This is a genomic window from Microlunatus ginsengisoli (assembly GCF_039537205.1).
GTDB lineage: Bacteria > Actinomycetota > Actinomycetes > Propionibacteriales > Propionibacteriaceae > Microlunatus > Microlunatus ginsengisoli.
In genome coordinates this window covers 1-19,245 of record NZ_BAABAB010000013.1, presented here as the reverse complement: position 1 = coordinate 19,245, position 19,245 = coordinate 1, and the positions used below count along the sequence as shown (strand labels likewise).

The 19,245-nt window shown below is 70.1% G+C and carries 17 protein-coding genes; 9 read left to right on the top strand and 8 right to left on the bottom strand.

Features of this window, described 5'->3' with window-relative positions; all coding sequences use genetic code 11:
- The first annotated feature begins 83 nt into the window (after positions 1-83).
- Both ABD747_RS09180 and mmuM read left to right on the top strand, forming a co-directional pair.
- On the top strand, positions 84-728 hold the full coding sequence (locus ABD747_RS09180) for a hypothetical protein (RefSeq protein ID WP_344803647.1): 645 nt from the start codon (positions 84-86) through the stop codon (positions 726-728).
- A gap of 32 nt (positions 729-760) precedes the next feature.
- Positions 761-1,645, top strand: a complete 885-nt coding sequence (gene mmuM, locus ABD747_RS09175) for a homocysteine S-methyltransferase (RefSeq protein WP_344803645.1) — start codon at positions 761-763, stop codon at positions 1,643-1,645.
- Here mmuM and ABD747_RS09170 read toward each other — a convergent pair.
- Both ABD747_RS09170 and ABD747_RS09165 read right to left on the bottom strand, forming a co-directional pair.
- Positions 1,642-2,787, bottom strand: a complete 1,146-nt coding sequence (locus ABD747_RS09170) for a serine hydrolase domain-containing protein (RefSeq protein ID WP_344803643.1) — start codon at positions 2,785-2,787, stop codon at positions 1,642-1,644. The two genes, mmuM and ABD747_RS09170, sit on opposite strands and share 4 nt — an antisense overlap.
- A 99-nt stretch (positions 2,788-2,886) precedes the next feature.
- Complete coding sequence (locus tag ABD747_RS09165; protein WP_344803641.1) at positions 2,887-3,510, bottom strand: TetR/AcrR family transcriptional regulator; 624 nt, start codon at positions 3,508-3,510, stop codon at positions 2,887-2,889.
- 110 nt (positions 3,511-3,620) lie between these two features.
- On the opposite strand from ABD747_RS09165, the gene xylA reads away from it, so the two are divergent.
- Positions 3,621-4,799 carry a xylose isomerase gene (gene xylA / locus ABD747_RS09160; RefSeq protein WP_344803638.1) on the top strand — a complete coding sequence of 393 codons (1,179 nt, stop codon included), beginning with the start codon at positions 3,621-3,623 and terminating at the stop codon, positions 4,797-4,799.
- A gap of 85 nt (positions 4,800-4,884) precedes the next feature.
- Here xylA and ABD747_RS09155 read toward each other — a convergent pair whose 3' ends face one another.
- From ABD747_RS09155 to ABD747_RS09145, 3 genes are read right to left on the bottom strand one after another with little or no spacing between them, the layout of a single operon-like run.
- Positions 4,885-6,348 carry a sugar porter family MFS transporter gene (locus ABD747_RS09155; RefSeq protein ID WP_344803636.1) on the bottom strand — a complete coding sequence of 488 codons (1,464 nt, stop codon included), beginning with the start codon at positions 6,346-6,348 and terminating at the stop codon, positions 4,885-4,887.
- Positions 6,349-6,406: 58 nt separating this feature from the next.
- A complete protein-coding gene (locus ABD747_RS09150) occupies positions 6,407-8,749 on the bottom strand; it encodes a glycoside hydrolase family 65 protein (protein WP_344803634.1) in 2,343 nt (780 codons plus the stop codon).
- A gap of 46 nt (positions 8,750-8,795) precedes the next feature.
- A complete protein-coding gene (locus ABD747_RS09145; RefSeq protein WP_344803632.1) occupies positions 8,796-9,776 on the bottom strand; it encodes a carbohydrate kinase family protein in 981 nt (326 codons plus the stop codon).
- 156 nt (positions 9,777-9,932) lie between these two features.
- Between ABD747_RS09145 and ABD747_RS09140 the strand changes: the two genes are divergently transcribed.
- Positions 9,933-11,111, top strand: coding sequence for an ROK family transcriptional regulator (locus ABD747_RS09140; protein WP_344803630.1), 1,179 nt, complete (start codon positions 9,933-9,935; stop codon positions 11,109-11,111).
- Between the two features lie 43 nt (positions 11,112-11,154).
- Here ABD747_RS09140 and ABD747_RS09135 read toward each other — a convergent pair whose 3' ends face one another.
- Positions 11,155-11,817, bottom strand: a complete 663-nt coding sequence (locus ABD747_RS09135) for a PadR family transcriptional regulator (protein WP_344803628.1) — start codon at positions 11,815-11,817, stop codon at positions 11,155-11,157.
- A 183-nt stretch (positions 11,818-12,000) separates the two neighbouring features.
- Here ABD747_RS09135 and ABD747_RS09130 point away from each other — a divergent pair, with 183 nt between their 5' ends.
- On the top strand, positions 12,001-14,253 hold the full coding sequence (locus tag ABD747_RS09130; protein WP_344803626.1) for a heavy metal translocating P-type ATPase: 2,253 nt from the start codon (positions 12,001-12,003) through the stop codon (positions 14,251-14,253).
- Between the two features lie 43 nt (positions 14,254-14,296).
- Here ABD747_RS09130 and ABD747_RS09125 read toward each other — a convergent pair whose 3' ends face one another.
- Positions 14,297-14,515 carry a heavy-metal-associated domain-containing protein gene (locus ABD747_RS09125; protein ID WP_344803624.1) on the bottom strand — a complete coding sequence of 73 codons (219 nt, stop codon included), beginning with the start codon at positions 14,513-14,515 and terminating at the stop codon, positions 14,297-14,299.
- A gap of 214 nt (positions 14,516-14,729) precedes the next feature.
- Here ABD747_RS09125 and ABD747_RS09120 point away from each other — a divergent pair, with 214 nt between their 5' ends.
- From ABD747_RS09120 to ABD747_RS09105, 4 genes are read left to right on the top strand one after another with little or no spacing between them, the layout of a single operon-like run.
- Positions 14,730-15,047: a putative quinol monooxygenase gene (locus ABD747_RS09120; RefSeq protein WP_344803622.1), complete on the top strand. Its 318-nt coding sequence runs from the start codon at positions 14,730-14,732 to the stop codon at positions 15,045-15,047.
- Positions 15,048-15,051: 4 nt separating this feature from the next.
- Positions 15,052-16,215, top strand: coding sequence for an iron-containing alcohol dehydrogenase (locus tag ABD747_RS09115; protein ID WP_344803620.1), 1,164 nt, complete (start codon positions 15,052-15,054; stop codon positions 16,213-16,215).
- A 38-nt stretch (positions 16,216-16,253) separates the two neighbouring features.
- Positions 16,254-17,306, top strand: a complete 1,053-nt coding sequence (locus ABD747_RS09110) for a zinc metalloprotease (protein WP_344803618.1) — start codon at positions 16,254-16,256, stop codon at positions 17,304-17,306.
- A complete protein-coding gene (locus ABD747_RS09105; protein WP_344803616.1) occupies positions 17,290-17,595 on the top strand; it encodes a hypothetical protein in 306 nt (101 codons plus the stop codon). Before ABD747_RS09110 ends, ABD747_RS09105 begins: the two co-directional genes overlap by 17 nt.
- Positions 17,596-17,947: 352 nt before the next feature.
- Here the strand turns inward: ABD747_RS09105 and ABD747_RS09100 are convergent, their stop codons facing one another.
- Positions 17,948-19,039, bottom strand: a complete 1,092-nt coding sequence (locus ABD747_RS09100) for a glycoside hydrolase family 172 protein (protein ID WP_344803614.1) — start codon at positions 19,037-19,039, stop codon at positions 17,948-17,950.
- Between the last annotated feature and the right edge of the window lie 206 nt (positions 19,040-19,245).

Sequence of the window (19,245 nt, the reverse complement as noted above, 5' to 3'; positions counted from 1 at the left end):
CGTCGTCCACCCGACAGATCCCGTGACCCCCACCGGCGTTACGCCGGAGTGCGGGACGAGAAGTGACGAGAGAGGCGAAACCGATGACCACCCTGCAGGACGACGCCGACCTGAAGACCTTGATCAACACGCGCCGATCGCTGCACGCGATCGCCGAGTGCCTGCTCGCCGGACCCGAGTTCCGTGCCAGCGGCGAGATCGCGCTGCGCATCACCCCCGGCGGCTTCGGCACCACCGCCGGCCCCGGAATCCGTTTCGAGAACGGCGATCTGGTCGCGACCGACGGCGAGCACGTACCCGCGTCCGGGACCTACGGGGCCGTCGCCGAGACTCTCGGCATCGCGTTCGGCGCACCGGAGATCGGCTACGCCGACGGCAGTGGCGCGAGCGCGGAGCAGCGGATCGAGCTGGCCCCCGGGCACGCCCGGCGGATCACCGACTGGTTCGCCCTCGGCGATGCCGCACTGCGGCTGTTCGCCCCCGATCAGACGCCGGTGCTGTGGCCCGAGCACTTCGATGTCGCCGTAGTGGTGGCCGGCCACTCGTTCGGCTGCTCGCCCGGGGACGACAGCTACCAGCGACCGTACGCATACGTGAGCGCGCGCGACAACGACGGCAGCGAGTTCTTCAACGTGATCTTCGGGGCCCTGCGCGATGCCGACGAGCTGCCGACCACGGCAGACCTCGTCGCCTTCTGGCGCGAGGGGCTCAGCCGGCTGGCCGGCTGACCCGCTGCCGCCAGGTCGGCCAGACTGGTGCCGTGCCGACACCCGAGGTCGTCCTGCTCGACGGCGGAATGTCCAATGCGCTCGCCGACCGCGGCCAGGATCTGTCCGGCGAGCTGTGGACCGCGCGGCTGCTCCGTGACGCCCCCGACGAGATCGCCGCGGTGCACCGGACGTACTTCGCGGCGGGCGCGCGGGTTGCCACCACGGCCAGCTACCAGGCCAGCGTGGACGGCTTGGTCCGGCTCGGTCTGGATGCGACCGAGGCGGCCCGGCTGATCACGCGGAGCGTGACGATCGCCCGCGCGGTGCGGGACGAGCTGGCCGGCGACGGGGTCGAACGGTTGGTTGCGGCCTCGGTCGGGCCGTACGGCGCCGTGCTGGCGGACGGGTCGGAGTACCGCGGCGGCTACGGGCTGACCGCCGCCGAGCTGCGCGACTTCCACGCGCCCCGGCTGGAGCTGCTGGCGTCAGCCGGTCCCGACCTGATCGCGATCGAGACCATCCCCGACGTCGACGAGGCGGAGGTCCTGGTCGGGCTGCTCGACGAGTTCGCGCTGCCGGCCTGGGTGAGCTACTCGATCGTGGCCGACCGGACCCGGGCTGGCCAGCCGTTGCACGACGCGTTCTCGGTGGCGGCCGGTTCCGGCCGGGTGCTCGCGGTCGGGGTGAACTGCTGCGCGCCGGCCGACGTCGCCTCGGCCGTGTCGGCGGCGGTCGCGGTCACCGGGCTGCCAGCCGTCGCCTATCCGAACCGGGGCGAGGCCTGGGATGCCGCGAGCCGCTCCTGGGCAGGATCGGGCGCATTCGACGTCCGGCTGGCTCAGGACTGGGTGGCCGCCGGCGCCCGGTACGTCGGCGGCTGCTGCCGGGTCGGGCCGGACGACATCGCGGCGCTGTCCGCGGTGCTCGGGGTCTAGCTCCAACCGGCGGCGTACGTCCAGAACTCGCGCATCACCGGCGGCGGGCTCGGCGAGGTCATCTCGACCTGGGTCAGCAAGACGGTGGCGGTCCCGCTGGCCGGCTCGACGTGCCAGGCGGTCCCGCTGCCGCCGACCCAGCCGTACCGGCCGGGGACCGTCCACGGCTCGGTCGGGGTCACGTCGACCGAACCGCCGTAGCCCCAGCCCTGTCCCTCCAGGAAGATCTCGCCGCCGGCCCGCTGCTCGGCCGTCAGGTGGTCGGTCGTCATCGCGCCGACGGCAGCGGCGGACAGCAGCGTGCGGTCGCCGACCGTGCCGCCGGCCAGCAGCAGCCGGGCGAACGCGAGCAGATCGTCGGCGGTCGACAGCAACCCGCCGGCGCCCGAGGCGAACCGAGGCGGGTGGGTCCAGTGCTCCGACGCCGCGTCCACCTGGTCCAGTCCGCCCGCCTCGGTCGGCGCGTAGAGCGGGCCCATCCGGCCGAGCTTTGCCGGCGGCACCCAGAACCCGGTGTCGGTCATCCCGAGCGGACCGAAGATCCGCTCGGCGAGGAAGTCGGCGAACGACGTCCGGCTCGCCCGGGCGACCAGCAGGCCCTGCAGGTCGGAGCAGGTGTTGTAGAGGAAGGCCTCGCCCGGCTGGTAGAGCAGCGGCGTCCCGGCCAGCCGGGCCAGCCAGTCGTCGGTGGCCGGCAGCGCGTCCCCACGCGGGGCCCCGCCCAGACCGAACAGCGGTTGCACCGCGGGAAGGGAGAAGTCGGCCGCATAACCCCAGCCGGCGCGGAAGCTGAGCAGGTCCTCCACGGTGATCGCCCGGTCGGCCGGGACCACGTCGTCGATCGGGCTCTGCGGCGTCCGGACCACCGACGGCTCGGCCAGCTCCGGCAGCCAGCGCCGGATCGGGTCGTCCAGGCCGACCAGCCCGTCCTCGACCACCATCAACAGTGCGGCCGCCGTGATCGACTTGCTCAGCGACGCGATCCGGAACACCGTGTCGCGGGCGATCGGCGTCGAGCCGTCGACGTCCAGGCTTCCGGCCGCCGCGAACTCGATCTCGTCGCCGTGAGCCACCAGGGCGACCGCCCCCGGCAGCGTGGGGCTCTCCACCTGCCGACCTACGAACTCCTGCAGACTCGTCATCGGTCCTCCCCTCGCATCGCGTCACGCAGGGCATCGCGTCACGCTGGACATCGCGTCACGCTGGACTGACCGGTCCCGGACCGCAGACTGATCGCCCGATCAGCTCTGAGCCACGCCGGACAGTGCCCGGCCGAAGAGGGCCGCCCACTCGGTCGGCAGGTCGACCCGCTCGGGATCGCGGAGCCAGCGCAGCTGGAGCCCGTCCATCATCGCGATCACCTGCCGGCCACGGACGACCGGGTCGGGGTGCAGGTCGGAGCGAGGGCTGCCGAAGAAGGCGATCACCCGCGCCTCGCGCGCGACGAAGTAGTCGTGCGCCGGGTGGGCCGGGGTGAGCGACTCCGCGTTCAGCACCGAGTAGAGCCGGACGATCTCCGGCTGCTCGGCATTCCGGGCGACCACCGCGGCGCACACCTCGGCCAGCGGCAGGCCCCGGACGGCCTCGTACAGCCGGTCCGGCTCGATGCCGAGCCGGCGGGCCAGCGAGTCGTCGTCGACCTTGTCGCGCCGTTCGAGGACGGCGATCAGCAGCGCGTCCTTGGTGCCGAAGTGGTGCAGCAGTCCGGCGTCGGTGATCCCGCAGGCGGCGGCGATGTCGTGCACCGAGACACCCCAGAAACCGCGCTGGCCGATCAGCCGGGTGGCCGCGTCGATGATCTGGGTCCGCCGGTCACCGGGCGCGAGGCGCTGCCGCTTGGCGCGTTCCGCACTGGCCAGCCGCACGACCCGATCCCCCTCGTACCTGTCTTGACGCTCGATTTCGGTGGTCGCTATCGTAGCAGTTACCTAGTAACCACTAAGTACTAAGTCCACCAACACACAGGAGTGTCGCGATGGTGCGCAAGCCCACCCCGGAAGACAAGTTCTCGTTCGGCCTCTGGACCGTCGGCTGGACCGGCACCGACCCGTTCGGCGGCCCGAGCCGGCCGGCGCTGGATCCCTGGGAGTACTCCGACAAGCTCGCCGAGCTCGGCGCCTGGGGCATCACCTTCCACGACAACGACGTGTTCCCGTTCGGCTCTGACGACCCGACCAAGAAGGAGATCGTCGGCAAGCTGACCGACGCGACCGAGAAGGCCGGTCTGGTGATCGAGATGGTCACCACCAACACCTTCAGCCACCCGGTCTTCAAGGACGGCGGGCTCACCTCCAACGACCGCGCGGTTCGCCGGTTCGGGCTGCGCAAGATCCTCGACGCGGTGGACCTGGCCGCCGAGGTCGGCGCCTCGACGTTCGTCATGTGGGGCGGCCGGGAGGGCAGCGAGTACGACGGCTCCAAGGACGTCTACGCGGCGATGGAGCGCTACAAGGAGGGCCTGGACACCATCGCCGGCTACATCAAGTCGCAGAACTACGACCTGGTGATCGGCCTGGAGCCCAAGCCGAACGAGCCGCGCGGCGACATCTTCCTGCCCAGCGTCGGCCATGCGCTGGCCTTGATCGCCGAGCTGGAGCACGGCGACATCGTCGGGCTGAATCCCGAGGTCGGGCACGAGCAGATGGCCAACCTCAACTACACCCACGGCATCGGCCAGGCGCTGTGGTCGGGCAAGTTGTTCCACATCGACCTGAACGGCCAGCGTGGGTTGAAGTACGACCAGGACCTGGTCTTCGGCCACGGCGACCTGATCAGCGCCTTCTTCACCGTCGACCTGATCGAGAACGGCTTCCCGGGCTACCCCGACGGCCCGCGCTACACCGGCCCGCGGCATTTCGACTACAAGCCGTCGCGGACGGAGTACCTGGACGGCGTCTGGGCGTCGGCCGCGGCCTGCATGTCGACCTACATCGGGCTGGCCGAGAAGGCCAAGGCGTTCCGCGCCGACCCGCGGGTGCAGGAGGCGATGCGCTACGCCGGCGTCTACGACCTGGCCGAGCCGACGATCGCCGACGGCGAGTCGCTGGAGGCCTTCCGCAGCACCGACGACGGGTTCGACCCGGAGAAGACGGCCGAGCGGGACTACGGCTTCGTCGCGCTGCAGCAGCTGGCCGTGGAGCACCTGATCGGCTGAGCCTCGCACCCCGAGCCGAGCACGGCCCGCGATCCCGTCCGGATCGCGGGCCGTGTGCTGTCGTCCGGCCGAGGAGGTCGCGGTGTCAGCGTCGAGCCGCGTCCTGCCGGTGCGGGACGTCGGCGTCCATGTCCTCCAGCGCCTTGCCCTTGGTCTCGCGGATGAACCGCGCGACGAAGAACAACGAGAGCAGCGCGAACGTCGCGTACAGGCCGTACGCCAGGGCGAGCGAGACGTCCTTCAAGCCGGGGAAGGTGACAGTGATGATCCAGTTCGACACCCACTGGCCGCCGGCGGCCACCGAGAGCGCGGCGGCTCGCATCCGGTTCGGGAACATCTCCCCCAGCAGCACCCAGGTGACCGGGCCCCAGGACATGCCGAAGGCGACCACGAACAGGTTGGCAGCCACCAGCGCGATCGGCCCCTGAGCACCTTCCAGCACGGGCGTCCCGTCGACGACGGGTGCCGTGCCGAAGACGAACGCCATCGTGGCCAGGGTGATCGTCATCCCGATCGATCCGATGATCAGCAGCGGCTTGCGGCCGAACCGGTCGACGGTCGCGATCGCGATCAACGTGGTCAGGATGTTGATCGTGGCGCCGATCACGGTGATCACGAACGCCTGGCTCTCCTGGAAGCCGACGGCCTCCCACAAGATGTTCGAGTAGTAGAAGATCACGTTGATGCCGACGAACTGCTGGAACATCGACAGCAGCAGCCCGACCCAGACGATCCCGGCCACGCGCCCGCTGGGGCCCTTGAGATCGTGCCACGACGGCTCGGTCTCGCGTTCCATCGTCTCCCTGATCCGCGCGATCTTCAGCTCGATGTCGGTCTCCCCCAGCAGCTTCGACAAGATCGCGGTGGCCGCTGTGATCTTGTGCTTGGAGATCAGGAAGCGCGGCGACTCGGGGATGGTCAGCGACAGCAGGCCGTACAGCACGGCCGGCACCGCCATCGCGAGGAACATCCACTGCCAGGCGTCCAGGCCGAACCAGAACGGCTGGTCCGAGCCGCCGGCCGCCCGGGCGAACAGGAAGTCGACCAGCAAGGAGATGAAGATCCCGGTCACGATCGCCAGTTGTTGCAATGAGGCCAGCCGACCGCGGATCCTGGCCGGGGAGATCTCCGCGATGTAGGCGGGGGCGATCACCGACGCCATGCCGACCCCGAGACCGCCGATCACCCGGAACACCACCAGCACCCACAGACTGGGTGCCAGACCCGCGCCGATCGCGCTGACCACGAACAACACGGCGGCGATCCGCATCACCGCGAGCCGGCCGACATGGTCGGCGATGCGACCGGCGGCCAGCGCTCCGGCGGCGGCACCGAGCAGCGCCGAGGCCACCGCGAAGCCGAGCGATGCGGCGTCGGCATCGAACTCCTTCGCCACCGCGGAGACGGCGCCGTTGATCACCGCGCTGTCGTAGCCGAAGAGGAAGCCGCCGAGAGCGGCGACCGCAGCGATCCGGACGACCCCCTTCCCGCCGGCCGCATCGTCGTAGATGGAGGCCTCCGTCGAGGCGGAGCCACCCTGTCCGACCATGATCGTTTCCTTTCGTCCTGAGAAATCGGCTGTCCGGATCGCGACCGGCCAGAGCTGTTCAGGCCAGTGCGACTCGTCGTTCTTCTCCGGCGACGAGTCGCACCGGACTGCCCGCGACGCACACCTGCACGACCTGATCGGCGGGCGCGTCGAGCGTCAGAGTGACGGCGCCGTGCTCAACGGTCACGTCGATCGCATGTCCACGCCAATGCAGCCGGAACCGGATTCCCTGCCACTGGTCCGGCAGCCACGGGTCGAAGTGTGGCTGTCCGTGCCGCACCCGGAATCCGCCGAAGCCGCAGACCAGCGCCTGCCAGGTTCCGCCGGCCGAGGCGATGTGGATCCCCTCGTGGGTGTTGCCCTGGTTGTCCGCGAGGTCGACGAAGGCGGATCGCCGGAAGTACTGGACGGCCCGCGCGGCATCACCGACCTCGATCCCCATGATCGCGTGGATTGCCGGACTGAGCGACGACTTGTGCAGCGTTCGCGCCTCGTAGAACTCGAAGTTGGCCAGCTTGGTCGCTCGGTCGAAGTCGTCCGGGAGCATGTGCAGGAGCATGATCACGTCCGGCTGCTTGAGCAGCATGGTGTCTTCGCAGTTGAAGTGGTGATAGCCCGCGGGATAGCGCGGCATGTCGTTCTCGTCCCAGCTGGTGATCGGCACGTCCAGCCGGTCGAAGTAGCCGGCGAACTGCTCGATCACCGGGTCGGCGACGTCGATCTCGAGCCGGAGCCCCTCGGCCACCCGCAGCCACTGCTCCACCTCGACCGGCTGCAACCCGATCCGGCTCGCGATCTCGGCCAGCCGGTCGGGTCGGTCGGCCGACAGCTCGCGGTACACCCGAGCCGCGTGCTCGAGATTCCACTGGGCGAGCCGGTTGGTGAACGCGTTGTCGTCGACGTGGGAGTGGAACTCGTCCGGTCCCATCACCTGTGTGATCGAGCACCGTCCGGTGACGCGGTCCGGCTCGGCCCGATCGTGCCAGAATCTTGCGCTCTCGAACAGGATCTCGGCGCCGTAGTGGAGCAGGAAGTCGACGTCCCCCGTCGCGTCGACATAGCTCACCACCCCGTGCGCGACATCGGCCGTGACGTGGATCTCCTCGTCTCGGCTCCAGAACCGGAAGCTTCCGTCGTTGGTCCAGATCGGGCACTCCTCGCGCCCGGTGTCGGCAGACTCCCAGGGATATCTGGCGCCCCGAAGTCCGCTCTCCTTGGCGAGCTCGCGCGCGGCCGGCAGCGTATGGTGGCGATAGCGCAGCAGCGTCCTGGCCGTCTCCGGTCTGGTGAAGACGAAGAAGGGCAGCAACAACACCTCGGTGTCCCAGAAGACGTGCCCGCGATACCCCTCGCCGGTCAGCGACTTCGCGCCGATGTTCACCGTGGGGTCGTGCGGGTTGGCGGCGATCAGCAACTGATAGATGCCGAACCTCACCGCCTTGGTCGCGTCCGGGTCACCGATGATCGAGCAGTCGCAGTCGCGCCACAGGCGCTGCCAGGCACGTTCGCTGTCGGCGATGCACGCGTCGAAGCCTCGTTCCCGGTGCCGGTCGAGCGCCGCCCGGCTTCGAAGACCGGGCTCCGGGCTGTCCCGGGAGGTGTGGATCGTGACGAGCTTGTCCAGGCACAGCGGCTCGCCCTGGGCGAGCGCATACCGCGACCGCAGCGCGATCCACTCCGAGCGCTGCTCGATCCAGCTGTCGGCGGCTTCGTGGGTCGGGCTGGCCGTGCTCGCCGCATAGCTGAGCAGGATCCGGCTGTCGATGGTCTGCATCTCCAGCTCGAGCCGATCCCCGGCGCCGCGACGACCCACCTCGACGAGATGCTTGCTGTGCGCCCACTTGTCCCAGCGGACGTCGGGATCGAACGCCGTTCCGTCGGCATAGACCGGGAGCCGGTCGAGGTTGCGCCGGTAGCCGTCCAGCGCGCTCTCCACGACGATCGGGCTGCTGTGGTTCTCTGCGGTGACCTCCATCCGCACGGCGCACAGATGCGGGTCATGCATGCTGGCGATCCGCAGCGACTCCAGCCGCGTGCGGCGACCGGCGGCGTCGACGAAGATCGTCTGGCGCCACAGCAGCCCGCGCCGCAGATCCAGCGCCCGCTCGTGCGAGACGACTGAGCAGGTCTGGATGTCGAGCCGGACGCCGTCGACGAAGACGGCGAGGGACAGCCAGTCCGGAGCATTGACCAGATCGATGACCGCCGCGTCGTAGCTGTCATAGACACCGGCGAGGTAGGTCCCCGACAACTCGCCGCGGTGCCCTTCCTCCAGGGCGCCGCGGGTCCCGATCAGCCCGTTGCCGACGGTGAACAAGGTCTCGAAGGTGTTCAGCCGGCCAAGGTCGAGTCCCGACTCGGTGATCAGCCACTCCTCGGCGCTGAGAAGATCGCGCAACATGGCGCCCTCGCTTGGGTGTTGGTGGTGGGGTCTCGGCAACGGCGGGTCAGGCCGCGTAGGCCAGCGCGATCTGCCGCTCGGTCTCGGCCAGCGGGCGATAGATCGCCAGCTCCGAGCCGGCACAACGCTGGGCACCCATCGCGTTACCGAAGCGGGCGGCCTGGACGATGTCGTGGTAGCGCAAATAGCCGAAGGCCATCCCCGCCGCGAAGGAGTCACCGCAGCCGGTGGTGTCGACGACGTGGTCGACGGGAAGCCGGTCGATGTGGTGCTCGACCAGCCGACCGATGGAGTCCAGCTCGAAGACCGCGCAGCCGTGCTGGTCGAGCGTGACGCAGACCGAGCGGACTCCGCGCGCCAGGCAGTGGCGCGCGAAGCCGGGCAGTTCCGAGGTCGGCAGCGGCCGGCCCGTGGTCGTCCCCCCGGGCGCGTCGCCCGGCGGAAACCAGCTGCAGCCGGCTTCCTCGAGGTTCATCTTCAAGATGTCGACGCTCGGCAGCCAGGAATCACGCTCGGCCCAGAGCCGGTGGAACCGCTCGCCGCCGCGCGTCAGGGAGTTCGTCGGCCCGTGCGCGTCGAGAAGGACCAGACCGGAGCTGTTGCCCTTGATGAACTTGAGCGTGTCCAGGCCGACCTCGTAATCGGTGATCGGGACGCAGACGAACGCGTCGGCGTCCAGCACACCAGCCAGGTCGATCGGCGTGATCGGGGCCATGAAGCCGGTCTGCCGCTCGACCCGGGTGTTCTGGTCGACGTAGTTCAGCTCGACGACGTCCCCGCGGTCGGTGTGCGACCTGATACCGGACACGTCGACGTTGCCGAACGGCTCCAGCAGCCGCTTGATCGGCACTTCGTCCTGGCGGCGGACATGAACGATCGGGCAGATCACGTCAGCCGGATCGAGCAGAGTCGCCAGCGCGACCGTCGTGTACAGCGCGCAGCCGTACTTCTCCAACACCTGACCGCGGTGGGTGGTAATGCGGTCGTACGGGATCGGCCCCAGTACAGCGATCTTGAGATTCGACACACTGCCTCCGCCAGCTCGTGAAGATCAACTCAGTCCGGATTAGACACCAGCGGACGGGTCGTCGAATAGTGCACGCTTCTTGACTTAATCTGGTTACAGGTATTAGAGTGTCCTATTAAAGTTGCATGACCGGATATAAGAGCGTAAGCTCGGGCAATGCCCACCGTCGAGCAGCCCTCCGCCCGAAGATTTCGATCCCGCCAGAGGCTGTTGGACATCATTCGACGGGAGAGCGGCGTGACCCGCGCCGATCTCAGCCTGATGACCGGCCTGTCCCGCAGTGCCATCGCGGAGGCGGTGCAGGACCTGCTGAACGACCACCTGGTCGCGGAAGACGTTCTCGAGCCCGGGGGAAAGGGGGCCGGCCGCGGCCGGCCCTCCGCCCTCCTGGTCGCCACCCCGCCGCGCGGCGTGGTGGTCGGCGTGGACTTCGGCCATGATCACGTCGGCGTCGCGGTGGCCGACACCGAGGGCACGGTGTTGGCCGAGCAGACGTCGGCGGTCAACGTGGACGGACAGGGACGCGCCGCACTGGACGCGGCGGCCGGAATGGCCTCGCGCCTGCTCAGCCAGCTCGGGCTGGGTCGCGACCAGGTGCTGAGTGTGGCGGCCGGCATCCCGGCACCACTGGACGTGCAGAGCAACCGGATCCGGGCCGTGTCGATCATGCCGGGCTGGACCAGGCTCAACCCCGCGGACGAGCTCTCCGGCCTGTTCGGCCGTCGGGTGATCACGTTCAACGACGCGGAGCTGGGCGCCCAGGGCGAGATGCGCTTCGGGGCGGCCCGCGGTCTGCGCGACTTCGTCTACATCAAGGCGTCGGAGGGCATCGGGGCAAGCCTGGTGCTGAACGGCTCGGTCTATCGCGGATCACTGGGCCTGTCCGGCGAGATCGGCCACACCCGACTGAGCGATCAGAGCCAGGGGCTGTGGTGCCGGTGCGGCAATCGCGGCTGCCTCGAGACCGTGGTGTCGTCGGTGCTGGTGGCGGAGCGGATGCGCGAGGTCGGCCTCGTCGCCGCGGACGAGATCTTCCCGCTCGCGGCCGCCGGTGCGGACCCGGTGACCTCGGCCATCGTCACCGAGGCCGGACGCACCCTCGGGCGCGTTCTGGCGGATCTGTGCAACTGGCTGAATCCCGCCGGCGTCGTGCTCGGCGGTGCACTCGGCTCGGCCGGGCAGCCGTTCGTGGACGGTGTCCGCGAGTCGATCAACAGGTACGCCCATCCCAGCGCCGCGGAAGCGGTCGAGGTCAAGACCGCCCAGCTCGGACTGCGATCCGAGCTGCTGGGCGCGGTGGCCGTGGCCTGCCACGAGGCCCTGTACGTCGGCTAGGACCCCGGCGGCACGCGAACGGCCGCCGAGGTCCTCGGGGTGATCACTCGTCGGCGCTCTCGCCGGCCAGGATCAGGTAGAGCGAGCGCTTGGCGCCGGCGAGCACGGCCTTGGCCGCCTCGACCTGCTCCGGCGTACCGCTGATGGCGACCTGGCGGACCGCGCCGTGCAGCTCCTTCATCGGCTCGTGCAGTCCGGCCCCCGCCGGCGCCTGACCGAACTCGGCGAACGGATCGCCCAGCCGCTCCTTGCGCTCGGCGACGTAGCTGCGGCCCTCCTCGGTCAGGCTGACCAGCTTGCGGCCGCCCTCCTCGCGGGTGGTCACCAGGCCCTCGTCCTCCAGCTGCGCGATGGTCGGGTAGACCGCCCCCGGGCTGACCCGCCACGCACCGCCGGTGCGCTCGTTCATCGCCTGCATGATCTGGTAGCCGTGCATCGCCTCGTCGGCGACCACGAGCAGGATGGCGGTCCGCACGTCGCCGCGCTGCGCCCGACCCCGTCCGCGACCTCCGCCGCGACCAGCCGGACCACCGCGACCCGGACGGCCGTCGCGGAACTCGCGACCCGGACCGTCGGCGCCACCGAGGCCGCGGGGATCCGCCCCGGGACCATGCGGCGGCCGGCGCAGCGGACCGCGCCCTCGACGATGACCGCCGCGGGCTTCGCGGCGGTCGAAACTCTCCACATCGCTATCGATGTACCTCATGTCAGTTCTCCTCTTCCGTACTCGTACGTCTCTTCGTACGATCTGACATGTAGATGCTATCACGATATATCGTGATACTGTCAAGAGTGACTCGGAAGCGTCGCGCGATGGAGACGGATCGCGTCGCGCATTGGTACCCTAGGGGGGTATAAGATTGCTCTGAAACGGACCACGAGGGAGATCATGGGAACGACGGTCGAGTCGCCGCTCGACACCGCCAGGATCGAGTTGTCGATCGGCGGGATGACCTGCGCGTCCTGCGCCGCCCGAATCGAGAAGAAGCTGAACCGGCTGCCCGGCGTCACGGCCTCGGTGAACTTCGCGACCGAGAAGGCCTGGGTCGCCTGTCCCCCGACCCTGGCTCCGGCCGACCTGGTCACGGTCGTCGAACAGATCGGCTACTCCGCGGCGGTTCCCACTACCGGCACGGATCGGTCCGCGACGCAGGACGACACCGCGCTCGGGCTTCGTCGACGACTCGTCGTCAGCGCCGCGTTGAGTGTCCCGATCGTCGCGTTGGCGATGGTGCCGGCATGGCAGTTCCCGTCTTGGCAATGGCTCTCGCTGCTGCTCGCGACGCCGGTCGTGCTCTGGGGCGGCTACCCGTTCCACCGTGCCGCCTGGACCAATCTGCGTCACCGCGGCGCCACCATGGACACCCTCGTCTCCCTCGGCACCCTGGCAGCCTTCGGCTGGTCGGTGATCGCCCTGCTCGTGGGCACAGCGGGCGAGCCGGGGATGCGGCACCCGTTCTCCATCGCGATCGCTCCGGGCAGCGGGCTGGACGAGATCTATCTCGAGGCGGCCGCCGGCGTGACCACACTGCTGCTGCTCGGGCGCTATCTGGAGGCGCGGGCAAAGCGTCGCGCGGGCTCAGCCCTGCGGTCGCTGCTGGAACTCGGGGCGAAGGAGGCGGCGTTGCTGCGCGACGGACGGGAGCTTCGGGTCCCGACCGAGCAGCTCGCGGTCGGCGACCGGTTCGTCGTCCGCCCCGGTGAGCAGATCGCCACCGACGGCGTCGTGGTCGACGGTACGTCCGCGGTGGACAACTCCATGATCACCGGCGAGTCGTTGCCGGTGGACGTCGCAACCGGTGATCGCGTCACCGGCGCGACGCTCAACCGGGGCGGCCGGCTGGTGGTCGAGGCGACCCGGGTCGGCAGCGAGACGCAGCTTGCCCAGTTGACCCGGCTGGTCGAGTCGGCGCAGAACGGCAAGGCACCGGTGCAACGGCTGGCCGATCGGGTCTCTGCAGTGTTCGTCCCGGTCGTGATCGTGCTGGCCCTCGGCACACTCGGATTCTGGCTGCTCGCCGGCGCCGGTGCGGCGAGCGCGTTCAGCGCCGCGGTCGCGGTGTTGATCATCGCCTGCCCGTGTGCGCTCGGTCTGGCCACCCCGACTGCGCTGATGGTCGGCACCGGTCGCGGCGCCCAGCTGGGCCTGGTGATCAAGGGGCCCGAGGTGCTCGAGTCCACCCGGCGCGCCGACACGGTCGTCCTGGACAAGACCGGCACCGTGACCACCGGCGAGATGTCATTGCAGGACGTCGTGGCGATCGGCGCCGCCGGTCCGCAGGAGGTGCTGCGCCGGGCGGGTGCGCTCGAACACGCGTCCGACCACCCCATCGCCCGGACCATCGCACGCGCGGCGATGCGAACGGGAACGTTGCCGGCCGTGACCGGGTTCGCCGACTTGCCGGGCCTGGGCGTCGAGGGCGTGGTCGACGGCCGGCCGACGCTGGTCGGCCGGCCCCGGCTGTTCGCGGACCGCGGACTCACCCTGCCGACCGAGCTCCGGTCCGCGGTGGAGGAAGCAGAGGCTCGTGGTGCGACCATCGTGCTGGTCGGCTGGGACGGCGCGGCGCACGGTGCCCTGGCGGTCGCCGACACCGTCAAGGGCGACTCCACCGAGGCCGTCCGGCTGCTTCGCGGCCTCGGGCTTCGGCCGATTCTGCTGACCGGGGACAACTCGGCCGCGGCGCGGACCGTGGCGCGGCAGGTCGGGATCGACGACGTCGACGTGATCGCCGGCGTGCTGCCGGCGGATAAAGTCGACGTGGTCGGCCGGCTGCAGGCCCAGGGCCGGGTCGTGGCCATGATCGGCGACGGAGTCAACGACGCCGCCGCGCTGGCTCGGGCCGACCTGGGGATCGCGATGGGGACCGGGGCGGACGTCGCCATCCAGGCGAGCGACCTGACCCTGGTCCGCGGCGACCTGCTCGGCGCCGTGGACGCGATCCGGCTCTCGCGCCGGACCTTGCGGACGATCAAGCAGAACCTGTTCTGGGCCTTCGGCTACAACGTCGCCGCCATCCCGTTGGCCGCCGCCGGGATGCTGAACCCCATGATCGCGGGTGCCGCGATGGCCTTCTCGTCCGTGTTCGTGCTGGCGAACAGCCTGCGGCTGCGCCGCTTCCGTTCGGTCACCGCAGCCTGAGGCCGGCAATCGAGCAGATCGTTCGGGGAGTACCCCGGAGGATCTACTCCGATCCGGCCGGGACGGCTTGGTAGCCCGCCTCGTCGACCGCGGCCAGCACCGCGTCACCGGCGATCGGCTCGTCGCTGGCGATCACCAGCCGGCCGGTCGCCGCGCTCACCTGCACCGCCCGGACGCCGGGTAGCCCGCGAATCTCGGTCTCGACGGCCCGCTCGCAATGGGCACAGGTCATCCCGGTCACGACGTACTCGGCGGTAGGCATGCACTTACTCTACCCCCGTAGGGTATTTGTCTCCCTGGTCCTGCTCCTCCGCGCCCCCGGGAGTTCGCAGAGGTTGCACCGGCTCGCATGACCTATAGCCTGCGCGAACGCCCACACGGTATGCGAAGACTTTCGGGTCGCGAGCCGAACCGGACGCGGCGGCGCCGGCAAGCCCGGCGTCGGCCCACGGACCAGGTCTTCTAAGGTCGTAGACGTGTCGAACAGCCTGCTGATCGTGCATGTCGACGTTGCCGTGGTGCCCGATCGGATCGAGGAGTTCATGGCCGCGACCTACGCCAACGCCACGGCCAGCCGGAGGGAGCCCGGCATCGTCCGGTTCGACGTGATCGCCGACCGGGCCGACCCGGCTCACGTCGTCCTGGTGGAGATCTATCGCGACGACGCGGCGGCCGGGGCCCACAAGGAGACCGCGCACTACCAGACCTGGCGCGACGCCGTCGCGCCGATGATGGCTCGACCCCGGGCGGCGGTCCGGTTCGTCAACATCTCGCCGGACGACGACGGCTGGTGAGCCGATGACCGGGCGCCGGTTCGACCTCGCCGTCCCCGCCGACATCCGGTTCGGCGCGGGCCGGGTGGCCGAGCTGCCGGCGGCACTGGCGGCTCTCGGCACGACCCGGGCGTACGTGGTCACCGGCCGGTCGAGCGAGCGGGCCGATGCGCTCCGCGCGGAGCTGGCCGCGGCGAAGATCGAGAGCGCCGTCTTCGCGGTGCCGGGCGAGCCGACCATCGAGATCTGCCGCGCCGCCGTGGCCGGACTCCGACAGGCGGGCTGTGACGGCGTGGTGGGGTTCGGCGGCGGCAGCGCGCTGGACGTCGCGAAGGCCGTCGCCGTGCTGGCACCGTCCGGATCGGATCCGCTCGATCACCTGGAGGTGATCGGGGCCGGCCGGCCCATCGTCCGGCCCGGTCTCCCCTGTGTCGCCGTGCCGACGACCGCCGGTACCGGATCGGAGGTGACCCGCAACGCCGTGCTCTCCGGCGACGGGGTCAAGGCCAGCCTGCGCAGTCCGCTGATGCTGCCTCGGGTCGCGATCGTCGACCCGGACCTGCTCGCCGGTGTGCCGCGCGGCACCATCGCGGCCAGCGGGTTGGACGCGCTCGCGCAGGTGATCGAGCCGCTGCTGTCGCGCCGGGCGAACCCGTTCACCGATGCCCTGGCCCGCGACGGCATTCGTCGTTCGGCGCGGTCGCTGCGGACGGCGTACGCCGAGGGGATGGTCGAGCCACGAGTGCGCGAGGACCTGGCACTGGCCAGCCTGTTCGGCGGGCTGTGCCTGGCCAACTCCAGTCTCGGCATCGTGCACGGGCTGGCAGCCGCGCTCGGCGCGCGGCTGTCGGCGCCGCACGGGGCGGTCTGCGCGGCGACGCTGGCCGCCGCGGTCGACGTCAACGGCCGGGCGCTGCGGGCGCGACAGCCGGAGAGCCCTGCGCTGGACCGGCTGGACGAGCTAGGCACCCTGCTGACCGGCGACCCGGCCGCTCGCGCGGCGCAGGCGGTGGACTGGTTGGCCGCGCTCACCCGAACGCTGGAGGTGCCGGGACTGCGGACGTACGGACTGGTGGACGAGTCCGTGGACGCCGTGGTCGCCGCCGCGCAGCGGGCGAGCAGTACGAAGGGCAACCCGATCGATCTGACCGACCGGGAAGTGTCCGAGATCGTCCACCGCGCACTCTGAATGGGTAAGCACATCGACGTCGATGCGAGGGAGCAGCCGTGAGCACCAACGATCCGTCCGACCAGACCCCGACCGTGCGCCAGTGCGCCACCATGACCGTGCACCGGCGGCTGCTGTCCACCAGTCCGGAGTATGTCCGCCGCCGCAGCCTGATCGAGAACCAGACCAGCCGGAAGGTCGCACGGGGAGCCGGCCGCGAGGGCGTCACGCTGGTCCCCGTCGTGGTCCACGTGGTCTGGAACACCGAGGATCAGAACATCTCCGACGAGCAGATCGCCTCTCAGATCGACGTGCTCAACCGAGACTTCCGCCGGACCAACCCGGACGCCGACTCCACACCGGCGCCGTTCCTGCCGCTGGCCAGTGACGCCCGCGTCACCTTCGAGCTGGCCCGCACCGCTCCGGACGGGTCGGCCACCAACGGCATCCAGCGCCGGCAGACGAGCGTGACCAGCTTCGATTCCGACGACGCGGTCAAGGCCGAGGCAACCGGCGGCCTGGACGCCTGGCCCGCGGAGAACTACCTGAACCTGTGGGCCTGCCCGCTCGGCGGCGGCCTGCTGGGCTACGCCCAGTTCCCCGGCGGGCCGGCCGAGACCGACGGCGTCGTGATCCTGCAGTCGGCGTTCGGCACGACCGGCACCGCCGCGGCGCCGTTCGACCTGGGCCGGACCGCCACCCACGAGATCGGCCACTGGCTGAACCTCAACCACATCTGGGGCGACGACGGCACCGGCTGCTCCGGCACCGACAACGTGGACGACACGCCGAACCAGGCCGGCCCCAACACCGGCAAGCCCGCCTTCCCGCACGTCAGCTGCAACAACGGTCCCGACGGCGACATGTTCATGAACTACATGGACTATGTCGACGACGCGGCGATGTTCATGTTCTCCACCGGCCAGGTGGCGCGGATGCAGGCCTGCCTGGACGGTCCGCGGAGCTCGATCGGCACCGCCTCTCCCGAGGCGCCGGTCGAGCCGGTGACGCCCGATCAGCCGGACCAGCCCGGATCCGACAGCGACGACGACGGTGAGACCGGGGCCGGCGGGCCGCGTCCGGATCCGAGGGCGGATGACAACGACTGGTGACCCGCATCCGCCGGGGGGCAGCTGGACGCACTCCTTCGAGGAGGACGCCGACGGGCTGGAAATCTATCGGCCGACGCTGGACTATCCCTTTCCGCCGGCCCGCCGCCCACGCAACCGGTTGATCTTCGGCGACGGGAGTGTGGTCGAGGCCGAGCCCGGCCCGGACGATCGGCCGCGGCCGAGCGGCGCCCTCTCGGCGGCCGGGCCCCGCCGGTTCGCCGGACCCGGCTCGGGCGGCATCGAGATCGTCGACTCCAGCCCCGAGATCATCCGGATCCGCCGGTTCTGAACCGGTCCCCGGCCGGGCGGAAATCTCGATTGGTTTTCTCCACCTGGACGGGTGGAGGTTGTCATGGGGGCGATCCACTGGTCGACCGACCTGAGCCGCGGCTGAGTCCAGCCGAGTTCGCATACGTTGGGTGAGCCCGCACAGGCTATCGGGTGCGCGAGCTCATGCAACTTATGCGAAAATCCGGAAGGCCCGGAGCGAGGCGTGCCGAGCGGAGCAATCAGCACCGACGCTGCGCGCCGGGGAGTGCAGGAGCGGTCGGTGAAACACGCCTTTCGATTCACCGGACGCGACGAACGAGCCGGCCGGGAGCGCAGCGGAGCGCGGGAGCGAGGCTTGCCGAGCGGAGCGATCAGAGCGGCGCGCCGCCGCTGCCGACGTGGATCTCCATCGAGTCGGCGTCGGGCGGCGCGGGCCGGTGGGCGACCGGACGATCGAGGTAGAAGTACGCGGTCGAGGCGATGTCTTCGTGCAGCGGCAGATAGCGATGACCGCTGCGCCAGCCGAGCGCCTGGATCTCGACCCGCAGCCGGGTCGCGAAGAAGATCGGGTCGAGCACGTGGAAGCGATAGAGCCCGAACCTCTGGTGGGCCAGATAGAGACCGTCCGGCCGGATCACCTGCGGCAGCCCGAGATAGGACGTGGAGAACTCGGTATAGCCGAGGCCGGGCACGTCGAAATTCCAGGCACCGCCGAAGTAGTCCTCGGTGCCGGTGCCGCAGATGCTCGGATAGTCCTCGTCGTCGTCGAGATAGAACTTGATCTCGCCCTCGCCCCACCAGCCGTCCGCGTGCACACCCCAGGCGAGATAGGTGCCGACATACTGACCGGCGCCGTGCACTCCCTCGACGAGGGTGTGCGGGGTCCGGTCGGCCAGCGGGTTGCTCCGCCGCCACTGCGCGTGTAGATAGCCGTCAGTTCCATGATCATCGCCGAGCTCGTAGGTGATCTGGAAATAGACGGTGGCGACCCGGTCGGAGGTGTTCTGCACGGTCAGCCGGGCGCCGGCGCGGAACGGCATCGGCCAGTAGGAGTTGAAGCCACCGTTCGGATTCGCCGTGATCGGCTGAGCGCTGACCTGGGCGAACCGCCCCCAGCCGCTGCAGAAGAAGTCGCCGTACGGCACCTCGATCGCCGGCTCCTCGGCGCCGTCCCAGTACGCCCGAAGCACGAGCCGCCGCCAATGGTCCGGGTGGGTGGTGATCCAGATGTGGGTGATCTTGCCCGGCCCGTCGATCTCGCCGAGGACGTACGTCGAGCCGGGCTGGACGTCCACGCTCGGCGAGATCTTCCAGCCCGGTCCGAGGTCCCGGGCGGCATGCGCGCCGGTGCCCTCGGTGGCCCGGGCGCCACCGCCCGCCGAGCCGTCGGGATTCTCCGGCGAGATCGACCGGGTCCGCACCCGGCGCAACCGACCGAGCCCGCCCAAGCCGTTGTCGATCATGAACCGCACCCTACGCGCCGTGGGCTTGTCGAAGAGCGAGAGTATCTGCCCTTCGACAAGCTCAGGGCGCGTCAGGCTACAGCTATCCGACCCACGCCGACGCCGCGCGCCGGGGAGTGCAGGAGGTTCTGGTGAAACACGCCAATGGGGGTGTAACAGGTGCCGGTGCGGCAGTCTGTTGCCCAGATCCCGTCGGCGGGTGAGCA